Source organism: bacterium (assembly GCA_012517375.1).
In the GTDB taxonomy this organism is placed as follows: Bacteria; Hydrothermota; Tepidihabitantia; order B3-TA06; family B3-TA06; genus JAAYVC01.
This window is the reverse complement of sequence record JAAYVC010000029.1, coordinates 19,452-41,931: the sequence shown is the minus strand read 5'-3', so window position 1 is coordinate 41,931 and position 22,480 is coordinate 19,452. Positions and strand designations below refer to the sequence as shown.

Here is a 22,480-nt window from a genome sequence, read left to right as displayed (position 1 = left end):
TTGCACCTTCCTGCTCATTGCTCGCTCCTCAGGGACTCGACGCGCATTGCCAGAATCATAATCAGATTTCTTTTATGTGTCAAGAGGATTAATATCTAATCCAGTTTTTACGGCATTAACAGTGTAGTATATGGTATCTTTTTGAGTAATGTATAATGACTATCCGATAGTGGTTTTGAAAGAGTTAAAGCTGTCTATCACGCATCTTTTCTCGGTTCGGCATCTTCACCTCGTCCAGCCATCCTGCTGAGATATTGGACTTGCGGTCGCGCCGGGTGTAGGGTTTGATGTCGAGCACGGGCGTGCCCTCTATCATGTCTACGCCTTTTACATGGAGGACGGAGCCTTCGCGTTCAAGAAGCTTGACAACGGTCAGGCCTATGGGATTGACGCGGAACGGGCTTCGGGTGGCGAATAAACCCCTGGGCGGAGGGATGCGGTACCGGGTTGGACAGCACTGTAGTTCCGTACCCTTGGATTTGTGGAAGAGCCAGATCAGGATGATGTGTGAAAATCCATCGATATCCTTGAGGCCGTCCGCATACCGGCTGAATATCTCGACCCTCCCCCTTGCGGATTGCGGACGTTCCACGTCTCCGGGATTCGCAAAAGGCGTATGAGCGATTCCTATGGCTTTGAGCTGAGGAGTCCTAAACCCGCTCATCCACCTTTATCGCAAAAAGTCGTTCGTCGGGCTCAAGAATCATCTTCCGCGCAAGCTCCTCCGAATCTTCCCAGCTCTTAGCGCCCGATATGCGGAGTCCTGTCTCTTCCAAGAGGGATATCTCTACCGTTTTGGAGCCGTCCTTTCGCTCGAAGCGGACGCGCGCCTGGGCCATATCCTCAACGCGTATGTTGCCTTTGCCCAGTGTGCAGCACGATCCAAGCTGGACGCCGTCGGTAAAGCACGAAACCGGGGGCTTGAAGCCGGTGAAGCTGAACGCGCGCTTGGTGAACGGATCCTGGCCAAGCTCGCGCAAGGCGATTAGCCCTGCCCGGTATCCGAGGACAACATAGGGCCCTATGTGGCCGTGAAAGCGTTCGATATAGTCCAGCGCTTCCTCGTCGGTAAGTTGTTTCATAGCGTGATCGGCATCTTTGTGCATATTCAGAGAAGTATATCCAGGCGTGCTATTAATGTCAAATTTGTGCTACGATTGTCGCCCCGCAAATCTGCTTCGTTGCTTTGCGGGAACCCTGAATTAGAGACGAGGGGCTTAAGCCCCTCGTCTGCTGTCTGCCTAATTACTCTTGACTTCTTTTTTACGCCGCGTATCCTTTATTTATGGACACTAGCGTCGCAAGCAATCTTTTCACAGCCTACAACTACCTTTCCTCAGCCATAGCTCAGGCATTTGCCGCGCTGATTGCGCTCACCGCGATGTTTTATATTTATAGGCGGCAGATGCTAAAAAATCAAATCAAGGAATTGTATGATAGAGGTAGAAGTCTTTCGGCTCTACTTAAGACTATGCTTAATTCTCAAGATATTGAAAAGCGAGAGAAAATGGCCAATACGTTTATTGCCGCAGAGAACCTTGAACCGGAAGCTAATGTCATTGACTATATGCGTCAAATCGTAAATCTACCTGAGGAACCAGTAAAGGGAAGAGATTGGAGGGAACAAATGAGATTACTTCTTGACGATATTAATAAGTTCAAGGAAATTGACAAGCATTTCCAAAAGATAATAAAATCCGCAATTATTGTACCCGCCATCACCATGCTCGTTGGCATCGTTGCTCTTCTCGCCGGTCCGAAGATTGGCTCTGGATTATGGTTATATGCCATAATGGTCGCCGAATCCGCCCTTGCCGCATTCGCACTGGGCTGGACGGTTGCGGTCGTCATCAGGATGCTTGCCGAGCCTAAGGAGCCGAAAGAAAGCGAAAAGGGACGAGGGGCTTAAGCCCCTTGTCTAACGAAGCGGGGATACCCCTCCCTGAGCGCTCTTAGGGATCGTCGCCCTCATCACCAGAGGAGGAAGGAAGACGACAATGTAGCTGTCATTGCGAGCGCCGCTTCAAGCAATCGAAGCAATCGCCTTAATCTCAAAAAAAAACCTCATCCTTGAGAAACAACCCTAATTGAGGCGAAGGGTCCCCCCCCGTTCGCCCTTCGGACTTTCGGACGCAAGGAGCGTTCTCAGAATGACGTTGGTATGTTATGGGAAGCCGGCCTTGACAATCATTTTGGCTAGGCAAAAAAGGAGCAGGAGGCGGTCCCCCAAAAGCTCTTAGCTAGCTTTTTGGGGCTGTAAACATATTGACAATTCACGGGTTATGGATATAGTCCCTTAAAAGGAAATGTATGTCTGAACGGAAAATCGTAACAACGCCTTTGACGCATGAGAAGATTGCCGAGCTTCACTCGGGCGACGGCGTTCTCATCTCAGGCGTAATATACACGGCAAGGGACGCTGCCCACAAGCGTCTGGTGGAACTTATTAATGAAGGCAAGGAACTGCCTTTCGACCTGGAAGGTCAGATAATATACTACGTGGGACCTTCGCCCGCGCCTCCAGGATACCCTATAGGCTCTGCAGGACCAACCACCTCGGGCCGAATGGATGCGTACGCGCCGCTGCTCATAGAGCGCGGTCTCAAGGGTATGATTGGCAAGGGCCCGCGCTCGGCGAACGTTCTTGAGGCAATGAAGAAGTTCGGAGCCGTATACTTCACTGCAGTAGGAGGAGCTGCGGCGCTAATCGCGCGCTCGATTAAGTCCGCTGAGATAATCGCTTATCCCGAACTGGGCGCTGAGGCGATAAGACGGCTTGAGGTCAAGGGTTTTCCGGCCATTGTCACTAACGACATATACGGAGCCGATCTTTATACCGAAGGTCCGAAAGCCTACGCTCGGGCGTAGAGGTTAAAAATCAGGATGTGTGTTTGGGTAAGAGATTTTATAACAGTAAAAACCCTAACCATTGGAGGAGTACAATGAATAAAACATTCATTCTTCTCGCAGTAGTATTAGTTGCAGCAGGCTTTGCCTTGAACTGCTGCGCACCTTGCTCACCCGAAAAAATGGCGGAAAGAGCCTTAGAGCGCGGTCTTGAATCCCAGGGCGGCGGCGATGTAGACATAAACATCACCGGCAAGGCTCCCAAGGATCTACCCAAGGAGCTTGTATATCCCGGCTCGAAGTTCCTTGGGTCATTTTCTGGCTCAGGCGCCGAAGGCGTGGGCGGAATAGCCACAATGGAAACGAGCGCCTCTGTCTCAACCGTAAGCAAATACTACGAGAAGCTTGAATCAAAAGGCTGGTCCAACGAAGGCGTGCTCACAGGCTCAAGCGAAGAAGGCGACAGCTATATAATAACCCTCAAGAAGGGAAATCTCAGCGCCGTCGTTACAGTATCGGTCTCCGATGATAACGCCAACAAGACAACGATAGGAATCATGTACGGAACCGACAACGACTGATAATTAAAGCAATCAACAAGGAGAAAGTTGAATGTCAGGCCATTCCAAGTGGGCCACGATAAAGCACAAAAAGTCCGCGCTTGACGCAAAACGCGGTAAGCTCTTTTCAAAGATCATCCGCGAGATAACGACCGCGGCAAAGATGGGCGGCGGCGACCCCGGCGCGAATCCGCGTCTGAGAACCGCCGTGGATACGGCTCGTGCCGCAAACATGCCCCTGGACAACATCGAAAGGGCCATAAAAAAAGGCACCGGCGAACTGCCGGGCGTAACCTACGAGGAAGTGACCTACGAGGCTTACGGCCCTGCAGGCGTAGCCATCGTTATCAAGGTGCTTACCGACAATAAAAACCGCACCTTGAGCGAGGTTCGTCACGTTCTTTCGCGCCACGGCGGAAACATCGGCGGCGCTGGAAGCGTGGCCTGGCAATTCAAATCCTGCGGCATCATTCATATTGCAGCAGATAAATATCCCGAAGACCAGGCTCTTGAGATGGCACTTGAAGCCGGCGCCGAAGACTTCCGCAAGGACGGAGAGATATACGAAATCCGCACGGAACCTGCGGCATTTGCATCGGTGCGCAGCGCGCTCGGCGAAAAATCAGTGGAGATACTCCATTCTGAGCTTACGCAGATACCCCAAAACACGGTTACTCTCTCTGAAAGGGATGCGGAGAAGGTCTTAAAGCTCATCGACGGTTTAGAGGACCTTGATGATGTCCAGGACGTCTACGCAAACTTTGACATACCTGAAGCCATTATGGAGAAACTTGCCGCGGCCGAGGGCTGATTGTTTCTCTCTTGCTCGAAGGGGGTGAAGGTTGGAGGTTTAAGACATGCGAATACTGGGTGTTGACCCGGGGCTTGCTTCGACCGGAACGGTTGTCATTGAAGCCGATTGCGGCGACTTGAAGCTACTGCATCAGGAGTTAATACGCACCCAGCCCGACGACCTATTGCCGGCGCGATTGGCGATTATTTCAAAAAAAATAGAAACGATAATCAAACTGCATAAACCCGAGGTCCTGGCTGTTGAGACGGCATTCGTCAGGCGCGACACCCCGCAGTCAGGCCTTTCGCTGGGAAAAGTACTCGGAGTTATTCTTCTTTCAGCATACAATAAAGGCCTCGATATCGCGGAGATAACTCCCCGGGAGGTTAAGCAATCGCTTACAGGCTACGGGAATGCCCAGAAACAACAGATAGAGAGGGCGGTATCCCAATGGCTCGAGCTCGACGGTGTTCTTAAACCAACGCACATCGCTGATGCCGCGGCTGTGGCATTGACTGCAGCCTCGATTCTGGCTACACTTCGCAAGAGATGATTGGATATCTTAAGGGCCGTCTTATTGCGAAAGACGAGGATTCCCAGACCATTACCCTTCTCGTTGCTGACGTGGGCTACGAGGTCAGGCTGCCCGATATAATCTGGAGGGAAATGGGCATATCCCGTATGCCCATTGAGGATTCGGGCGAGCTGTCGCTCTTCATATACATGCACCAGACCGAGCGCACTCCTAGACCGATGCTTATAGGCTTCAGGGACGAAGTGGAGCGAGAGTTCTTCACGAAGCTTTTGACCGTGCAGGATATAGGCCCTACCGCGGCCGCGAAAGCCCTGACAATGCCTTTGAGAACTATCGCAAGGGCGATTGAGGCCAAGGACGTTTCGCTGCTCACCAGGCTTTCGGGAATAGGAAAATCGAAGGCCGAGAAGATTGCAGCCACGCTTTCGGGCAAGATGGCAAAGTATGCGCTAATAAGGATGGATGAAAAGGATGAGGCAGGAGAACTGACATCCGAGGATGAATTGAGATTGTCTGTAACTGAGGTGCTTGTAACCCAGCTCGGGTACAAGCGCGCCGAAGCCGTGATGATGGTTGAGGAAGCCCTGAAGGAAAACCCGGGGATAGCGACCCCGGAGGAGCTTTTCGATGCGGTATACAGAGCAAGAAGATAAGGAAAAAGAACCAAAGAAGGACCTGCTGCTAGAGGACGTCGAGAAGGACGCCAAGTCGGCATGGGATTTAAGACCCAAAACACTCTCCGAATGCATAGGCCAGTCGCGGCTTGTGGAGACCCTTTCAATAGCCATCCAGGCTGCGAAGAAGAGAGGCGAGCCCATGGATCATGTGCTCCTGCACGGTCCCCCCGGACTCGGCAAGACGACGTTCGCAAACGTTATCGCAAGGGAGATGGACGCCTCGATTGTGACTACCTCAGGTCCGGCGCTCGAAAGAGCGGGCGACCTAATAGCGTACCTTACCGGTCTTGAACGCGGCTCCGTGCTTTTTATAGACGAGATTCACAGGCTACCCAAGCTGGTTGAGGAGTTTCTTTACCCTGCGATGGAGGACTTCGCGGTAGATTTCATCTTCGACAAGGGCGCGCACGCTCGCTCCCACAGATTCAGGCTTGAGCGTTTCACCCTTGTCGGCGCGACAACAAGACCAGGGCTTCTTTCTGCGCCATTGAGGGAGCGCTTCGGCATCACGAGAGCGGTCGATTTTTATACAGACCAGGAGCTTGCGACCGTTGTCGCGCGTTCGGCCGGGATACTCAAGGTAGAGGTCGAGTCCGAAGGCGCCCTTGAGATTGCAAGGCGCGCGCGCGGGACCCCGAGGATTGCAAACACGCTTTTAAAGAGAGTTAGGGATTTTGCTGAAGTCCGCTCTGACGGAAGGATAAGCAAGAAAGTTGCTGAAAAGGCGCTTGAGCTTGAAGGCGTGGATGAGGTGGGACTGACGGCGCTGGACAGAACGCTCCTGCGGGCGATTATACGCTTCTACGGCGGCGGTCCTGTGGGGCTTGAGGCTATCTCCGCTACACTCCAGCAGGAGCAGGATACCATAGTGGATATGGTCGAGCCGTTTTTGCTTAAGATAGGCTTCATTGCCCGCACGCCGTCTGGAAGGGTAGTTACGGATATTGCATGCGAGCATCTTGGAGAACATCCGCGAGATAAGCGCAAGAGGTCTAAGGAAAAAACCGGAGATTTAGGTTTATGAGGATTTACATCACGAGAAGGATTCCCGAAGAGGGAATCAACGCATTGGAAGGTCATGAGATAGAAATTTTCGAGGACGCCATGCCGGTTCCGAGAAAAACCCTTTCGGAGAAGATTAAGAGCGCCGACGCCCTGGTTTCGCTTCTTTCAGACAGGATTGACGCCGAACTCATGGACCAGGCGCAGGCGCTCAAGGTAATCGCCAACTATGCCGCAGGATACGACAACATCGATATCGCGGAGGCTTCGAGGAGGGGAATAGTCGTTACGAACACGCCTGATGTGCTCACGGATGCAACGGCGGAGCTTGCATGGTCGCTGTTGTTTGCTGCAGCAAGAAGGATAGGAGAGGCGGAGCGGTTCACGCGGGCGGGCAGGTTTATTGGCTGGGGTCCCATGCTTCTCTTAGGCCAGGGGATTCGGGGAAAGACTTTGGGCGTGATAGGCGCAGGAAGAATCGGAACGCGCTTTGCGCTGGGTTCAAAGGGCTTCGAGATGAAGGTGCTGTACTACGACGAGGCGAAAAACGAACTCCTTGAAAAGGAACTGGGAGCCGCAAGGGTGGATATCTCGATTCTTCTGCATGAGGCGGATTTTGTCTCTATACATCTACCCTTGACGCGATACACCAAGCATCTCATAGATGCTCATCAGCTTTTCCGCATGAAGCCTACGGCAGTGCTCGTTAACACGGCTCGCGGTCCTATAGTGGACGAAAAGGCCCTTGTGGCGGCGCTCAAGGCAGGAAAACTCGCAGCCGCGGGTCTGGATGTTTACGAATGGGAACCCGATATTACGACGGATTTGCTCGGGATGGAGAACGTCGTTCTCGCCCCGCACATAGGTTCTGCTACCTACCAGGCTCGCTCTGCAATGGCGGAACTCTGCGCCTACGGGATATTGAAGGTCTTCGCTGGACAGATTCCTTCAAATATCGTCAATCGCGACGCCTGGCTTAATAGAAAAAAATAGAACCGATTTTACAGTCAACAAGGATGAAACTTGAATAAAACCAACCATTCAGAGGGAGCGCATAAGATCAGTCCTTCCCTGAAGTCTCTGCCTGTTGATCTTCACATACATACGACCTTTTCTCCGGATTCCGCGGTTCCTGCGGAGCGGGCGTGCAGGGCGGCGGTCGCAAGAGGGCTGGATATTATCGGATTCTCCGACCACGTCGAGTTCCGCAAAGAGGACGAGGCGTTCGTTGAGCTTTACCGAGCTGAGGAGATTCGAGCCGAACTTCTAAGATTGCGCTCGCTTTACGAAGGGAGACTGGAGATACTGTATGGGGTTGAGATAGGCTTCATACCCGGAAAAGAAGAAGAGATAAGGGCGTTTCTCGATGCGCATCCCTTCGATTACGCCATAGGCTCAGTCCATTACGTGGAGGATGTTCTTGTCTCTAGATGGATAAGAATGACCGAGGAGGAGGGAAAGTCTTTCTCGCCGTACTACGAAGCGCTTCTTGGAGCGGCTCAAAGCGGGCTGTTCCAGATACTGGGGCATCTCGATTACATCCGCAAGTACATGTACTATCCCCAGGGATACAGCCCACACGATTACGATAAGCTGACCGAGGAGATACTCGAAGCGGCGGTTAAATCAGGGATGGCTGTTGAGCTGAACACTTCGGGATGGCGCCACTATACGGAGGAACCCTATCCCGCAGAAGAAATTCTGGGCAGCCTTGCATCGAAAGGGGGACGTACTACGTACGGCTCGGACGCGCACAAATACTACGATATCGGTTACGCATCAAAAAGGGCGCTAGAGCTTTTGAAGGAGCAAGGGTTTAAGACTCTCGATATCTTCAGGCAAAGAAAGCGCGAAACGCTTGACATATGAATTTTTGCCAACGCTATGGTTTGTTCCTGCTTCGATTGCATGTCAATTGATTTTGAATGGCCCCTGACGCTCATGCCCTGAGCGAAATCGAGATTGCTTTTCATACATGAGCAAGATTCAATGTTTTTAAGCCCCTAGCATGTCAACGCTGGCGCCTGACCTTAAAATGTTGACTAAGACTGAAGCTGTATTATACTTTCGGATGCGCAGCATGGCGGCTTTTTTGCTTCTCACGCTTTCGGGATGTTCTGCAAGGATTGCGTTCCGCGAAAACACCCTGCCTGTCCGCCCGCTAGACGATCTTAGGGTAGGCAGCGCAGATACTACGCTCGAAGGCGTAATAACGATGCTCTCAGACAAGATGCAGTCGCTCGATGTCGTAGAGATTCGCGGAGAAGATGCGTTCCGCCGGGTTCGCATACTGCTTGACAAAAGGATAGAACCGTATTATGGAGGAATCATTACGGCGCAAATCGCTGCGGAGAAAGAGGATTCGCTCGGCTATATCACATTCGCAAGGCTCCTGAACTGGGATGAATCGAACTCCTACCGCGAAAAAACGCAGCGTAACGTCAGCAAACTTCTGGAACGTGAGGAGAAAAGACTTGCGAGTCTTTTGGCGAAAGAAGGTTTTGGAGGCTGGGATAAAAGCGAGGCTATTTCTCTAGAGGGCTACGATTCAAAACGAAAAACAGAGATATACAGTATGGCTGGAAGGTCCATCACCGAAGCAACATCAGAAAAGGTGCCGCTCCTTGTAATCTGGTCCAAAAAGGGTCGGATAACGCGAGCGTTTCTGACCGTTATTGCAAGGCGGCTTGAAAGGAGTTGAAGTGAAAAGATACCTGTTTTTTACACTGTTGACAGCAACAATGCTTTTTGCAGGATGGAACCGTGTTCATGTTTCTCTGGAAGGTATTAATAATTTATCGGCGCTCTCAGGCCTCGATGTAATCCGGTCTAAACCAGGATACTGGGCTGAGGTTGTAGCGACGGACGAAGATCTGCAACAACTAAGCGCATCAGGGTTGAACTATCATGTTGAGGTAGCGGATCTTGAATCGTATTATGCGTCGAAGATGTCAGGAGAAGGCCCGTTCGGCAACTACTACACTTTAGCAGAGGCCAACGCCATCCTCGATTCACTGCATGAAAAATACCCCCAGATAATCTCCGAAAGAATGGCTCTGCCGAACAACGTCTCGAATGTCACCTGGGACAGCAATTACTTGTGGGCGGTGAAGATCTCGGACAACGTGGCGGCCCAGGAAGACGAACCGGAGGTTCTTTTCACCGGTCTTCACCACGCAAGGGAGCCGATTGGAGCAAACATCACCGTAGAGTGGGCTAGATGGCTTTGCGAGAACTACGGCAATGACCCGCTGGCGACATACTTCGTGGATACAAGACAGACATGGATTGTGCCTGTTGTAAACCCCGACGGTTATCTATACAACGAGGAGAACAACCCATGGGGAGGAGGGATGTACCGGAAGAATCGCAGGCCCGGCGGCGGCGTGGATATCAACAGGAACTACACATACAACTGGGGATACGACAATGAAGGCTCATCGCCCAACCCCAACTCGGACACATACCGGGGCCCTGAGCCGGGGTCTGAACCGGAAATTCAGTCGACAATGAATCTCTGCAAGGCTCATAATTTCGTGGCGTGCCTCAATTTCCACAGCCACAGCGGGTTGTTCATCTACGCCTGGGGATACATCGAAGAAGAAACCCCCGACTCCATGGAGTTCTTCAACTGGGGCGAGGCGGCAACAAGGGCATGCCATTACGTCGTCGCGCCGGGTGGAAGCGGCCTTTACGTTACTAACGGCGATTCCGATGACTGGATGTACGGAGAAACGGAAGCAAAAAACCGCATCTTCGCGGCAACCCCGGAAATCGGTACCGACTTCTGGCAGGACGAACTGGCATTCGAGCAGGTCGAGGCAACAAGACCTATGCTTACAGCTACCTCAATGGCTGCCTCTGCTTATCCTGAGCTCGAGGACGTAACATGGCTTGAAGGAGACGACGGAGAAATCTCTCCGGGAGAGACGGTAGGCATCCTTATCAGGGTAAGAAACATGGGCATTAAGGACCCGACGGGCGATATCTCACTTTCGTTGAGTGAGTCAGACCCCAGGGTGGAACTCGTGAAATCGAATGCGGTAATTCCATCCCTTGAGCCCTACGCAGCTGGTTCCAACGACGACGACCTTCTGGAGGTCAAAGTCTCACCGTCAGCGAAACCGGATTCGGCAATCCCACTGACATTAAAGATATCGGCAGCCGGAACCGAATTCACTCACAAACTTCTGCTGCCTGTCGGAAAACGGCTGACTCTTATTGACGAGACGTTCGAAGACAAGCAGATACCGGAATGGAATACCAACTTTTTCGTCGCCGATAAGGGCCCTCACTCAAAAAAATACTGCATAACCGACTCCCCTGACGGTTTATACGGTAACAACGCTTTCTACTACCTTGAGAGCGGGAAGTTTGATCTTCGGAACAAGCTGAATCTTGAATTGACCTTCTGGCATCACTACGAGATGGAGAACGGTTTCGATTGGTGTCTTCTTGAGGTTAGAACCGAAAGCTCCCCTGATTGGACAACTCTCAAACGCTGGAGCAGGACTCAAAAAAGCTGGGTAAGGGAGTATTTTGATCTCTCTGAGTACTCGGGCAGCAAGGAATTCCAGCTCAGATTCGTTCTTCAATCCGACAATGAGAAGAATGAGGACGGATGGTTCATTGACGATATACTCCTGACAGGGTTCGCTGGCAAGGAAACTGTCGGCGTCCACGAACTCGCTGACATTCGAACATTGCCTGCAGCGGTCAATGAGACAGTCGCAAAAGACATCCTTCATTTTACCGCTCCCGCCGGTTCGAGCATACATGCCGTCCTTTTCGATGCGGCCGGAAGAAAAGTAGCCGAGACTCATTGCGTCGCCCCGTTTGAGTGGAAGCTAACAGATAATCTGGGCAGAACTCTAGCCCCTGGAGTGTACTTCGTACATACATATTCAGAGTCAGGAGAGACTAAAACGAAGGTAGTTTTAGTAAAGTAAAATAGCGAACCATAAACAGTTCAAAATATTGCTCATCCAAGGAGGATAGTTGAAGAAGGATCTTGTATCCATTAGTGATCTCTCAGGAGAAGAGATTAAGGAACTCTTCAAAACTGCAATTGACGTCAAGCACAAGCAGATGGAGGTTGCAAGAGGCAAAACCCTGGTGCTGGTATTCGAGAAGCCTTCCTTGAGGACAAGAGTGACGTTCTCTGTGGCGTTCTTCCAATTGGGAGGCCAGGTTCTTTACCTTGCTCCCGCCGATATAGGACTCGGCAAGCGCGAATCGGTACCCGATGTTGCAAGGAATCTTTCCCGATGGGTCAACGCCATTAGCGCGAGAACGTTTGCCCACAAAACAGTCGAGGATCTTGCTAAATACGCCGATACCCCTGTTGTTAACGCGCTATCCGACGCCGAGCACCCATGTCAGGCTCTGGCCGATTTCCTGACCATCTACGAGCATAAAGGCAAGACCGAAGGTCTGAAAATGGCGTTTCTCGGCGACGGCAATAACGTCGCGCACTCGCTCATGCTCACGGCTGCAAAAGTCGGCGCTAACATGGCGGTCGGCTGCCCCAAGGGCTACGAACCAAAACCCGAGTTTGTTGAAAAGGCTAAGGAGGATGCCAGAAAGTCCGGAGCTGAGCTTGTGATAACGAGCGACCCGAAGGAGGCCGTAAAAGGCGCAGACGTTGTTTATACCGACGTATGGGCTTCTATGGGTCAGGAAGACGAAGCCGCGGCGAGAAAGAAGATCTTTGCTCCATATCAGGTCAATGCCGAACTTCTCAAGCTAGCAAAATCCGATGCGCTCGTCGAACATTGTCTGCCCGCCCACCGCGGCGATGAGATAACGGACGATGTGCTCGACGGACCGCATTCCGTTGTTCTTGATGAAGCCGAAAACCGCCTGCACATTCAGAAGGCGATACTGTACAAGCTGCTCGCAAGGAATTAGCAAATAAGTAAAAACTGAGAGCTTCTTAGGGGACCGGCTAGCGCCGGTCCTTTTTAATATGATCTGAATCTCTTATTGACAAACAATTCCACACGAGTATATTGCAGCGTGCGGTTTATAAATGAGCATAACATACTCATCTTCCTTATACAAATTGTTATACTTTTATTTTCTGCAAAGGCGGCAGGCGAGCTGTTCAGGCGGCTCAAGCAACCGGCGCTTGTGGGCGAGATTCTCGTAGGAATTATCTTCGGACCGACCGTTCTTGGCAGACTGCTCCCCGGCATTGAATCCTTCCTCTTTCCTGATGATCAGGCACAGAAAAGCATGTTTGAAACCGCATCATGGCTCGGCGTCTTTTTTCTGCTTCTGGTGACCGGGTTCGAGGTGGATGCATCCGTAATCTGGCGTGAAAAGCGTTCTTCCGCGATAATCGGGCTTTCAAGCATGGTTGCACCCTTGATCCTCGGCGCTTCGGCGGCTTTCTTGATCCGGCCGATGGTGAAATCGGCGGCTACAGGAACCGTAGTATTCTCCTTGCTACTCGGGACAATAACCGCGATTTCTGCGGTGCCGGTTCTTGTCAAGGTTCTTCATGATTATGAGATTCTGAAAAGCGACTTCGGATTGGTCGCTCTTGCTTCTTCATCCGTAAAGGACATACTCGGCTGGGCGCTTTTTACCGTAGTTCTGGGGATCGGCGCGGAGCAAAGATTAAACCTTCTTGATGCATTAAAGGTATTCGGAGGAACGTCTCTTTTTCTCCTGCTTAGCTTTACGCTGGGCAAGTATCTTGTCTCCAAAGCCGTCCTATGGATCAACCGCTCTCATCTTCCGAAACCCGGTTCTATCTTAAGCTTTATAGTCGTCATGGGAGCCATTTGCGGCGCGGTGACTCAGGCGATAGGCATCCATGCTGCATTCGGCTTCCTTGCCGCCGGCATACTGGCGGGAGAAGCGAAGGGGATAATGGAACGCACAAGAGAAACCGTTTCTCAATTCGTGAACGCCGTATTCGTTCCTTTGTTTTTCGTAAGCATTGGCATAAACGTGGACTTCCTTTCAAATTTCAATCCAACGCTTGTTCTTTTGGTCTCGGCCGTAGCTATCGCAGGTAAGTTCGCAGGCGCATGGCTAGGAGCAAAGCTGTCAAGAATGCCGTCAAGGGAAGCCGTCGCTATGGGAGTCGCTCATATCCCTGGAGGAGCAATGGAGATAATTATGGGAATGCTTGCCCTTCAATTTGGCTTGATTGACACCCAGCTTTTTGAGGCTGTGGTAGTTGCTTCAATAATATCGTCGCTTCTTTTATCGCCTTTGCTTTACCTCTCTCTCGGCTTAAGAAAGGATTTCAACGCCAGTCTTTTCCTTCTGGAGACCGCTGCAGTAGCTGAGCTTTCCGGAAACACACCCCGGGAGGCGATTGGAGAACTCTGCAACTCCATATCTCTTCATGAAGGAATGCCCGGCTCCGCCGAGTCCTGCGCGGCTGTCGACTTCCGTGAAGGCATTCTGGGAACAGGCATGGAAAAGGGAATCGCTATCCCGCACGCCAGATTAAATACCGTCTCTCAGCCGGTTTTAACCTTGGGACGCTCCCTGAAGGGAATAGAGTGGAATACGTCCGATGGGCTTCCCGTTAATCTTGTTTTTCTCCTTTTGACCCCTGAGGACGACAAGGAGGATCTTCAAGTAAAGATTCTTGCGGCAATCGCAAGGACCATGGAGAGTAGTAAGGTCAGGCATGAGATGCTTTCTGCCAAGACCGCCGAGGAGATGGTTAAGGCGTTCACGGCCGCATTAAGGGAGGACCGAATGAAGATGCTCCGCTCCAGATGACGTATTTATTGACATAGCGGATTTTATTGATAGACTTTTTCAAACCAAGGAGACTTAATGGACGTTTCGAAAGCGATAAGAGACAGACGCAGCGTACGCGCGTATGAAAAAAAAGATATTCCGCAGGAGCTACTTTTGAAGGTTCTCGAGGCAGCGAGACTTGCCCCTTCAGCAAACAACAAGCAGCCGTGGAAGTTCGTTGTTGTCAAGGATGAGAAGATGCGCAAGGCCCTGGCAAAAGCCGCTAAGGAGCAGCAGTTCGTCGCCGAAGCGCCGGTTATCATTGCGGCAGTCGCACTTGAACCCGAGAGGGTCATGACATGCGGCGTTCCTTCTTATGCGGTCGATCTCGCCATTGCTGTGGATCACATGACTCTTGCCGCTGTTGAATACGGGCTTGGTTCATGCTGGCTTGGCGCTTTCTATCAGGAGGACGTTAAGAAGCTTCTAGGCGTCCCTAAGGAGTACAAGATCGCCGCGCTCCTTACGCTTGGCTACCCGCGCGACCAGGCGCGCTTCAAAAACCGCAAAAACCTCGAAGAGATTGTTTCTTACGAAAGCTGGGGGTAGCCTCTAGCTTTGAGGGGAGTCTGAAGCTTTACTCAAATTAGCGTATACCGAACCCCAAAGCGGCCAGACACCCATTCCTGCTGCTGTTTGACCTATAAACATGGCGATAATGATACCGATGATGAATCCGAAGGGAAGGAAATCGTCGGAATGCATCTTTATCATGGATGCGATGCTTAAAAATGTTGTCGGTATAAAAATAGCATAAATTACGAGGGAAACCGCAAACCCGACGATCATGCTTCCAAGGTAAATGACCGCCAGAGAAGCCCAGAAGTTGTTCTTTGAAAGCCCGAAACTGCGGCGCAGCGAATCGCCTACGCTTTTACGTTCAACTGCAATGGCGAAAGGAACAAAACCGAGTTTTATCCAAAGCCATGTGCTGAGAACCGCAAGACCTATCATGAAAACAAAGAGCAGAACGACCACTAGTAGGATTACGGCAGCCACTCTCTCCTCTCCGCCTTTAGCTCCCGATATAAGGAATCCAATTGGTATCCCTATCGCGGCATAGATAAGCAAGATAGCGCCGGTTACAACGAGATAGAATGAAATCAATCTACCGAATGAGCTCCATGCGGCTTTGAGCGCATCAGTAACCGTGATACTCTCGCCAGTCGAGGCGCGATCGACCACGATGCAGTTTGCACCCGTAATCCATACCGAAAGAAGCAACATAAGAATAAACAGAGCCGCTCCAACGCCTACTAAAGGAAAAATCCAGTTGTCGAAGGCGTTTTCCTCTATCTGAGGCAGGAAATACTTCAAGCCTGTCATGAAAAAAGCGTAAAATACCGTGATGCCTGCAGCCGAGATGGCCTGGAGTCCAAGGAGTCGCTTCCAGCTTTTCTTGAAAATATCCCATGCTTGCTCGAAAGCCTTTCCTATGTCAAGCTTTGAAACCATATTGACTCTTGACTCTTGATTTGTCATTTCAATCTCCTTTTCAATTCTCATCAACAAGACGCCAGGCTCCGAGCTTCAACAAGAGTCCCAGCACGTCTATTGTTGTTCTTATTCTTAATCCTTCATAGCTTTCACCCCAGCCTCCGTCCGACCCCTGGATTTTGATTAGATTCCTTCCTGCTTCCTTGAGTATCGGATCATCAGGCGCAACGCCAGCTTCAAGGAGGCATTCCGCCTGAACAGTAATGAGCCTTGGCTCCTTGGAACGGGTAAAATTAGCCAGGGCATAGGGAAGCGCCTCCCTGACAAGACCGCACTGCGGGCCTTCAAGCAACGCAAAGAATCCGAGAGCTAGGAAATGAATGGAGGGAGAGGATGTGAATTGACTGCCGTTTACTCTCAAACCCAGAAAGTAGTTTCTCACTTTTTTCACCTCCGCGCTTTCCTGCTCTGCCGCCATGCACAAGGCCCGGCCGACGTATGCGGAAAGCCACAACCTTCCCCACTCGCCGCCCATCTCCTCCCCCAGTTCGAGCTGAGAGGAGCTTTCCTGCCAGAAACCGTCCGGATGCTGGCAACTCCTTATGTACTCAAGCGCCTTGCGGCAGCATGGAGAGCGAAGCAGCTGCATCTGGCTCGAGTGAGCGATTATCTTGGCCGTTTCAGAGATGTTGGACTGCTCGCCTATAACGAGGTGGAGAGGGTATCCGCCGTCCTGATTCTGGTAGGAACCTAGAAGCCATGTCGCCATTACGTCATCCCTTTCACCCCGAAAGAGGAAACGGCTGCGATAACGGTCGAGGTCGGTTCCTTCGAGTTCTATGTACTCAAGGGCTTTTTCTACGTCAAGCATCGTTTTCCTCCGTTTGGAGTCTAACCGGAATGGGCTTTAAGTCAAGAGTATCCTCTATAAATCCCAGACTTGACTCCCACATATAACCTTTTATAATATAACTAATGATATAAGGATGTTAGTATGCATTGTGGTCGCATAGGTGTTTTCGTCTATATGATTGCCTTAATAGGTTGTTCCGTTAACGTCCCCGAGACCATTGTTCTCGACAAAAAGGTACATCATTTAGGCCATGACACCATTCCTTCGTGGTATATACCCTTGCCCGAGAAGGCGCTTGATTATGTCTTTGATTTAAACAATCCAGGTGATTCCGCATTCGTTCTGGGGTTCATTTACTTCGGGAATGACTTCGCTATCTCGATCAATGGGGATACCCATGTAATCCACTCTCCGGGAGACCCTTATCGTGATTCACTCAAGGAACCTTTTTTAAGAGCCTGGCTTGAACTTCTGAATGATACAGCCTGCGTGGATTCCTTGAGAGCGCTCATTGACAGCTCAGGCTTTTACCCGGCCGCGGTTCTGATCCCTGTTGGTCTTTTAAAGAAAAACAACAACATCACTTTCCTAAGACAGGATGATGATATAATGATAGGATCGATGATAATATCAGATGACCCGGCTGTTCGAAATCTGAGGCTTTACAACCTCTTTAGGGATTGAGGACGCATGAGACGGAAGCCCTATCTATATCCTGAATAAATATACTACCTTAGCATAAAAAGCCACTTCAGAAACCTCGACATCTAAAGGAGTGGCTGTATTTGGATCGCCCGAAAGATTCATGGTTGAAGCAAGATAGAGGTAGCTCAAAGGCGCAATCTCCCAAGACGCAAGAAGCTGCTGATTGTAGCGCTCGGCGTCTGTATTCTGCTCTAGGTTGAGCCTGAAGCTCAACTTGTTCGTCGCCGTGTAGCGAATGCCCTCTCCTGCGGTCCACATCCACTGGGGATAATAGAGGGTGTCGGCAGTCCAGTCTCCGTAAAACGTTCTGTTCAGAGCAGCGTAGCCTGAGATGAAAAGATTCTTCGCGATTCGCAGTCCAAAGTTAGGGTTTATCGACACTACGTGCCCGAAGTAGAGAGGGTCATTCTGATAGATGTACTGGTCCCACGTGTTTGCGCTCACTCCGCCGTAGAAGATTTTTGCCGAGTTTGAAGTGAATCCTGTTCCAATATTTTTGGTTAAGCGCTGGGTGTTATCTTCGTAAAAAAAGCTGTTTTCGAGAGACCCATTCAGCCATACCGCCCAGTTGTTATAGAGAGTTGCAGATGCGCTTGAGTAAGCGCCGTACGACCACAGACTGTCGCTTAAAGACTTCCCGATATTGGGATATATACCGGCGCTCAGGAAACGTATCCATTTATCATTCCATGAGTTCTGGTAGTTAAAATCCACACTTCCGCTAATTCTCCCCGGACGGCCGATATAGCCTACGGCGTTGATGTTGGCGGTGGAATCCGTGTAGAACAAATCGGCTCCGTAGGTGAAAAGCCCGGCATGCGTTACGCCCATGCCTAATATGTTCCCGCCGCGGCGCATGAGTGAATCAGGCGTGCCTGCGGTGTCGGAATAGAATGTACGAGCACCGGCAACAACAAGGTCCCAGTCATCGGTGAACCTCAGCCTGGTATCGACCCCGGCGACATGATCGCCCTTGTAAGGTCCTTCCATCTTGTCTCTGGAGGTCGCTATGAATCCTATCTTTGAGCGGCCGAAGATATCCTGAGTAACGCGTCCTACCGAGTATAGATAGAGAGGTTCTCTTAGTTGATTACCGTACCAGTCAGTATATTCACAAGAACCGGTCAAGGCTTCAAGAAATCCCAATTCGGTACCCCCTACCTTGCCGGTAAACTTGCCGCCGCCAAAGATAGGAACCTCGGTACCATCCGGCAGTCTCTTACCGATGCGTCTCGTGTACACAATATCGAGGTAGGGAAAATCGAATATGCTCGAACCCTCGGTAAAGAAAGGCCTTCGTTCTGAGAAATAAGTCTCGTATTGCGAGAGATTTATCTCTTCAGGGTCGGCCTCAATCTGTCCATAGTCTGGAAACGTTGTTATATCCATGGTGAGATTCGAGGCAACCGCCCATTTGTAATCGAGACCGATTACTCCATTCTGGATTGGAACGAGTGAGATGTCTTCAAAGCCTGCACTGGTTGGGTCGGTATTGCCCATGTGCAGCGTTTGCGTAAGATGCGGAAGAAATTCCATGTGAAGCCCCGGTTTTATGCCGTGGATTCCTGTTATGGTTCCGAACCGCTCAATCATCGTACCGCGTCCAAAGTCCTCGGGCGAATAATCGGACCAGAGAACGCGCTCGGCCCTGTTATCCAGCCAACGTGAAACGCATAAGCCCCATATTTGCTCATCTTGCGGCTTGAACCGCAGGGTTTTGAAGGGGACTGCCAGCTCGGCATACCACCCGTATTTCTCTATTGACGTTTTGACATACCAGACGCCGTCCCAGGATTCGTCTATACTTCGGCCACCCTCGGAAAGATATGCATCGCGTTGATTGCCAAGCGGGTTGAACGCAAATCTAAAGGCATTGCGGTCATCATTGTACGTATCGATTGTAATTGTTATATCGTCGCCGTCTCCTACCGAACCGCGAGGCACAAGCCAGGCGACCACCTGATTTGAGTCCTTGTAAGGGCAGAAACATCCCATATACAAGTTATCCTCATCATACAGGACAACCACACGAGTGGACTCCGAAGCAGGATCACAAAGAACGGGCCAGTTCTCCATAAAGTCGCTGAAACCCGGATTCTCGAGCCAGCAAGGCTCCGTTAACTTACCGTCAATCACAGGCGGCGTATCTACGCGTATTGCTTCGACCGTTCTTAGTGAAAAAAGGGATAAAACAAGAAAGAGTTCCACCTAAACCTCCGACTTTAAAAGTTTACGGAATGATAAATCTAAGACGAAAAATACCCGTCAATGGTTGCCTGTAAACAGTTGGATTAAACCGAATAGCCTGTGGTTGTGCTTATATCACTTTTTTAGAGCACGTTCGGCCCTTTTGCCACCAAAGGAGTGAATCGTTCTCGTACCTGGAGCATTCTCCGTGGAATGTGCGATACCTACAGGGATAAAACACTCATCCCCGCGCCGGAGCACAATCTTCTCCCCCTTCATGTAGAGGACGCATTCGCCTTCGATGACGACGAAATACTCGTCGAACGGATGTGTATGCTCCGAGGATTTGCCTGATTTGGAGGCTGTCCAGAACGCCATCTGTGAACCGTCAGCTCCGTCGTAGACGAAACCTTCGACTCCTTCGGATTGCATCGAGGGATCTATTGCGTTTTTTGGATTTCTCATGAACAAAGGAAATTCAGCCATCACTTGCTCCTCGCTCATTTAGGGATTTCTTACACACGTATTAAGATATTTCCTTATCCTGCATATGCGGCCGGCGCCGTTTTACAAAAGTTGCAACTCAAAACAATGTCATAACCTCCTATCTCGAACGTTGAGATAAACCTTCAGGCTTCGGGCTCTGAGATTTTCTTACTGGACAAAAGGAACGGATTGAAGTTGGTCTTGCGGTCGTAGTAGTCCACTCCCTCCGCTCTCTTGAGTCCGCCGACGATGAGGTATGTCAGCGGAGTAAACACTACTTCGACACCGACCTTGAATACGTAGTTGGAGATGATGACGGTGACAAGCAGGGAGGAGGGAAGCACGCCCAGGAATGCGACCACGGCGAATATGGCTGTGTCCACCGCCTCGCCGACGATAGTTGAGCCTATCGTGCGCGTCCAGAGAAAGCGACCCTTCGTTGCGAGCTTCATCTTCGCGAGCACGAAGGAGTTTGAAAACTCGCCCGCCCAGTAGGCGACAAGACTAGCGATAACGATGCGGGGCGTAAGCCCGAGCACGTTCATATACGACTCCTGGTAAGGCCAGCCCTCGGCCGGAGGAAGCGCGCCAGCGAGCATGATTATGGCGGACATGAGTAAGTTCGCCGCGAACCCGACCCATATGACACGCCGCGAGCGCGCGTAGCCGTATACCTCGGTGAGAACGTCGCCGAATATGTAAGCGAGGGGAAAAAGGAGTGTGCCCGCGTCGAACGAGAAGGGACCCAGGTGCGTTATCTTGGTCGAGACGATGTTAGAAACAAGGAGCACGGTAACGAACGCCGCCATGATGAGGTCATAGTAGCGGAAGGCTCTTGCGCTCACAGGCTTTTCAGGAATCATGGTGTAAGGATATCGAGATGGGAAGAGAAGTCAATCTTATAGCATCCCTTAATATTAACTAAAGCCGCGACGAAAGTAAGACTCGATCGATTCTACTCCGGCAACTTTGCCAGTCGCGCGAGAACGCGTTCCCTACCAAGAAGGTCGAGGCAGTCGAACAGGGGGGGGCCTACGGTGCGGCCGGTGACCGCAAGACGAACTGGGTGGATGAGCTCGCCAGGTTTTACGGCTAGTTCTTCGCAGAGGAGACGGAGCGTTTCCTCCGCGGCTTCCTTCGTGAACTCCGGCAAAGCGGCAAGCTTCTCGCGATAGAGGGTCAGGCGTTTGTGGACGGCTTCGGGGTCCTTGCGGAAGTGTTTTTTTAATCCATCCTCGTCGTATGAGAGCGTTTCAGAGATGTAGGGTTGAAGACCGTCGTAGATTTCGGCAAGCGTGCGCGAACGCTCTGCAAGCAGGGGCAGGGCTTTTGCGACCAGGGTCGGGTCGGCTGAGAGAGTGATGGACCGGGAAACGAGCCATTCGCTGAACTCGGAGAAAAGCTTACGAGGCTCGAGCTTGCGAAGATACTCTCCGTTCATCCATGAGAGTTTTTGCATATCGAATATCGCATTGGATGTATTGATTCGTTCTATCGAGAAGAGGTTGACGAGTTCTTCGCGGGAGATGAGTTCGCGGTCCTGGCCTGGAGACCATCCCAGGAGCGCCAGGAAGTTGACCATCGCGTCCGCAAGATAGCCCTGTGAGCGAAACTCCTCGAGGGACATTGCGCCATGACGTTTTGAGAGTTTCTTCTTATCCTCGCCGAGAATTAAGGGAAGGTGGGCGAATTCGGGTAAGGACCAGCCGAATGCGTTGTAGAGGAGAACCTGTTTGGTTGTGTTGGAGATGTGTTCGACCGCACGCAGAACGTGGCTGATTCTCATCTCGTGGTCGTCCACGACAACGGCAAAGTTGTACATGGCCACGCCGTTGGAGCGCAGGATTACGAAATCTTCGACATCCTTGTGATCGCGCGTAACCTCGCCGTGAATGAGGTCGTTGAAAGCGGTTGAGCCTTCGGGTACCTGGAGGCGAATCGAAGGTTTAATTCCTGAGGATTCAAGGCTTTTTCTCTCTTCAGCGGTAAGATTGAGACAATGCCTGTCGTACTTCCATGCACGCTTCTCTGCCTCAGCCTTTTTTCGTTCTTCTTCGAGACGCTCAGGCGTGCAGTAGCAGCGGTATGCGTGGCCTTTGAGTATGAGCTCCTCCGCGTACTTGCGGTAGATATCCAGACGCTGAGATTGGTAGTAAGGCCCCTCGTCGAAGGTGATGCCGAGCCATGCTAAACCTTTGATTATGGCGTCGGCGGACTCCTGGGTAGAGCGTTCGACATCCGTATCCTCTATGCGCAGGATGAACTTACCCCCATGTCTGCGAGCAAAGAGATAGTTATAGAGTGCTGAACGAGCAAGCCCCACGTGTATGGCTCCTGTTGGCGAAGGTGCAATGCGTACGCGAACGCCACAGGCGCGGTGTTCGCGAAAATCATACTTCTTAGATTGCATATCTTTTGAGTCGTTTTCTCCCTGCGGCATTTTACTCCAGTAAAAGATGATTTTGAACTCGGGATTTTTTTTTCTAAAAAATCCCGAGTTCAACGTTAATACGGAGAGGGTGGGATTTGAACCCACGGTACGGTGTTACCCGTACAACCGCTTAGCAAGCGGTCGCCTTCGACCACTCGGCCACCTCTCCCAGGTTGAATTATACGGAGCAATAAAAA

General features: G+C 51.1%; 23 protein-coding genes and 1 tRNA gene. 15 read left to right on the top strand and 9 right to left on the bottom strand.

Annotation, left to right across the window (positions count from 1 at the left end):
- Positions 1-184: 184 nt before the first annotated feature.
- Complete coding sequence (gene tsaA / locus GX441_03925) at positions 185-664, bottom strand: tRNA (N6-threonylcarbamoyladenosine(37)-N6)-methyltransferase TrmO (GenBank protein NLI97792.1); 480 nt, start codon at positions 662-664, stop codon at positions 185-187.
- Entirely contained in the window at positions 651-1,106 is a 456-nt protein-coding gene (locus tag GX441_03920) for a formylmethanofuran dehydrogenase (GenBank protein NLI97791.1), read from the bottom strand. The genes tsaA and GX441_03920 overlap by 14 nt, the downstream gene beginning before the upstream one ends.
- Positions 1,107-1,285: 179 nt before the next feature.
- Between GX441_03920 and GX441_03915 the strand changes: the two genes are divergently transcribed.
- The 14 genes from GX441_03915 to GX441_03850 all read left to right on the top strand — a co-directional run bounded on the left by GX441_03915 (position 1,286) and on the right by GX441_03850 (position 14,733).
- On the top strand, positions 1,286-1,909 hold the full coding sequence (locus tag GX441_03915; protein NLI97790.1) for a hypothetical protein: 624 nt from the start codon (positions 1,286-1,288) through the stop codon (positions 1,907-1,909).
- A gap of 401 nt (positions 1,910-2,310) precedes the next feature.
- Entirely contained in the window at positions 2,311-2,868 is a 558-nt protein-coding gene (locus GX441_03910; protein ID NLI97789.1) for a Fe-S-containing hydro-lyase, read from the top strand.
- Positions 2,869-2,942: 74 nt separating this feature from the next.
- Entirely contained in the window at positions 2,943-3,428 is a 486-nt protein-coding gene (locus GX441_03905; GenBank protein NLI97788.1) for a hypothetical protein, read from the top strand.
- Between the two features lie 31 nt (positions 3,429-3,459).
- Positions 3,460-4,218: a YebC/PmpR family DNA-binding transcriptional regulator gene (locus GX441_03900; protein NLI97787.1), complete on the top strand. Its 759-nt coding sequence runs from the start codon at positions 3,460-3,462 to the stop codon at positions 4,216-4,218.
- A gap of 46 nt (positions 4,219-4,264) precedes the next feature.
- Positions 4,265-4,753, top strand: a complete 489-nt coding sequence (locus GX441_03895) for a crossover junction endodeoxyribonuclease RuvC (GenBank protein ID NLI97786.1) — start codon at positions 4,265-4,267, stop codon at positions 4,751-4,753.
- Positions 4,750-5,388: a Holliday junction DNA helicase RuvA gene (locus GX441_03890; protein ID NLI97785.1), complete on the top strand. Its 639-nt coding sequence runs from the start codon at positions 4,750-4,752 to the stop codon at positions 5,386-5,388. Before GX441_03895 ends, GX441_03890 begins: the two co-directional genes overlap by 4 nt.
- Positions 5,363-6,436: a Holliday junction branch migration DNA helicase RuvB gene (ruvB, locus tag GX441_03885; protein ID NLI97784.1), complete on the top strand. Its 1,074-nt coding sequence runs from the start codon at positions 5,363-5,365 to the stop codon at positions 6,434-6,436. The genes GX441_03890 and ruvB overlap by 26 nt, the downstream gene beginning before the upstream one ends.
- Positions 6,433-7,407, top strand: a complete 975-nt coding sequence (locus tag GX441_03880; protein ID NLI97783.1) for a D-glycerate dehydrogenase — start codon at positions 6,433-6,435, stop codon at positions 7,405-7,407. Before ruvB ends, GX441_03880 begins: the two co-directional genes overlap by 4 nt.
- A gap of 30 nt (positions 7,408-7,437) precedes the next feature.
- Positions 7,438-8,283, top strand: a complete 846-nt coding sequence (locus tag GX441_03875) for a histidinol-phosphatase (protein NLI97782.1) — start codon at positions 7,438-7,440, stop codon at positions 8,281-8,283.
- 202 nt (positions 8,284-8,485) lie between these two features.
- Positions 8,486-9,115, top strand: a complete 630-nt coding sequence (locus tag GX441_03870) for a hypothetical protein (protein ID NLI97781.1) — start codon at positions 8,486-8,488, stop codon at positions 9,113-9,115.
- 1 nt (position 9,116) lies between these two features.
- Positions 9,117-11,363: a hypothetical protein gene (locus tag GX441_03865; GenBank protein ID NLI97780.1), complete on the top strand. Its 2,247-nt coding sequence runs from the start codon at positions 9,117-9,119 to the stop codon at positions 11,361-11,363.
- A 49-nt stretch (positions 11,364-11,412) separates the two neighbouring features.
- Complete coding sequence (argF, locus tag GX441_03860; GenBank protein NLI97779.1) at positions 11,413-12,324, top strand: ornithine carbamoyltransferase; 912 nt, start codon at positions 11,413-11,415, stop codon at positions 12,322-12,324.
- Positions 12,325-12,432: 108 nt separating this feature from the next.
- Positions 12,433-14,163 carry a PTS transporter subunit EIIA gene (locus GX441_03855; GenBank protein ID NLI97778.1) on the top strand — a complete coding sequence of 577 codons (1,731 nt, stop codon included), beginning with the start codon at positions 12,433-12,435 and terminating at the stop codon, positions 14,161-14,163.
- Positions 14,164-14,220: 57 nt separating this feature from the next.
- Positions 14,221-14,733 carry a nitroreductase gene (locus GX441_03850; GenBank protein ID NLI97777.1) on the top strand — a complete coding sequence of 171 codons (513 nt, stop codon included), beginning with the start codon at positions 14,221-14,223 and terminating at the stop codon, positions 14,731-14,733.
- 3 nt (positions 14,734-14,736) lie between these two features.
- Here GX441_03850 and GX441_03845 read toward each other — a convergent pair whose 3' ends face one another.
- Both GX441_03845 and GX441_03840 read right to left on the bottom strand, forming a co-directional pair.
- Positions 14,737-15,666: a hypothetical protein gene (locus GX441_03845; protein NLI97776.1), complete on the bottom strand. Its 930-nt coding sequence runs from the start codon at positions 15,664-15,666 to the stop codon at positions 14,737-14,739.
- Between the two features lie 13 nt (positions 15,667-15,679).
- Positions 15,680-16,492, bottom strand: a complete 813-nt coding sequence (locus GX441_03840) for a terpene cyclase/mutase family protein (protein NLI97775.1) — start codon at positions 16,490-16,492, stop codon at positions 15,680-15,682.
- A gap of 123 nt (positions 16,493-16,615) precedes the next feature.
- Between GX441_03840 and GX441_03835 the strand changes: the two genes are divergently transcribed.
- On the top strand, positions 16,616-17,158 hold the full coding sequence (locus tag GX441_03835) for a hypothetical protein (protein NLI97774.1): 543 nt from the start codon (positions 16,616-16,618) through the stop codon (positions 17,156-17,158).
- A 24-nt stretch (positions 17,159-17,182) separates the two neighbouring features.
- On the opposite strand, the gene GX441_03830 is transcribed toward GX441_03835, so the two are convergent.
- The 5 genes from GX441_03830 to GX441_03810 form a co-directional block, all read right to left on the bottom strand.
- A complete protein-coding gene (locus tag GX441_03830) occupies positions 17,183-19,387 on the bottom strand; it encodes a carbohydrate binding family 9 domain-containing protein (GenBank protein NLI97773.1) in 2,205 nt (734 codons plus the stop codon).
- A 114-nt stretch (positions 19,388-19,501) separates the two neighbouring features.
- Complete coding sequence (locus GX441_03825) at positions 19,502-19,852, bottom strand: cupin domain-containing protein (protein NLI97772.1); 351 nt, start codon at positions 19,850-19,852, stop codon at positions 19,502-19,504.
- 143 nt (positions 19,853-19,995) lie between these two features.
- Positions 19,996-20,715: a queuosine precursor transporter gene (locus GX441_03820; protein ID NLI97771.1), complete on the bottom strand. Its 720-nt coding sequence runs from the start codon at positions 20,713-20,715 to the stop codon at positions 19,996-19,998.
- 92 nt (positions 20,716-20,807) lie between these two features.
- Positions 20,808-22,262, bottom strand: coding sequence for a glutamate--tRNA ligase (locus GX441_03815; protein ID NLI97770.1), 1,455 nt, complete (start codon positions 22,260-22,262; stop codon positions 20,808-20,810).
- Positions 22,263-22,363: 101 nt separating this feature from the next.
- Positions 22,364-22,452: transfer RNA gene (locus GX441_03810), tRNA-Ser, on the bottom strand.
- Between the last annotated feature and the right edge of the window lie 28 nt (positions 22,453-22,480).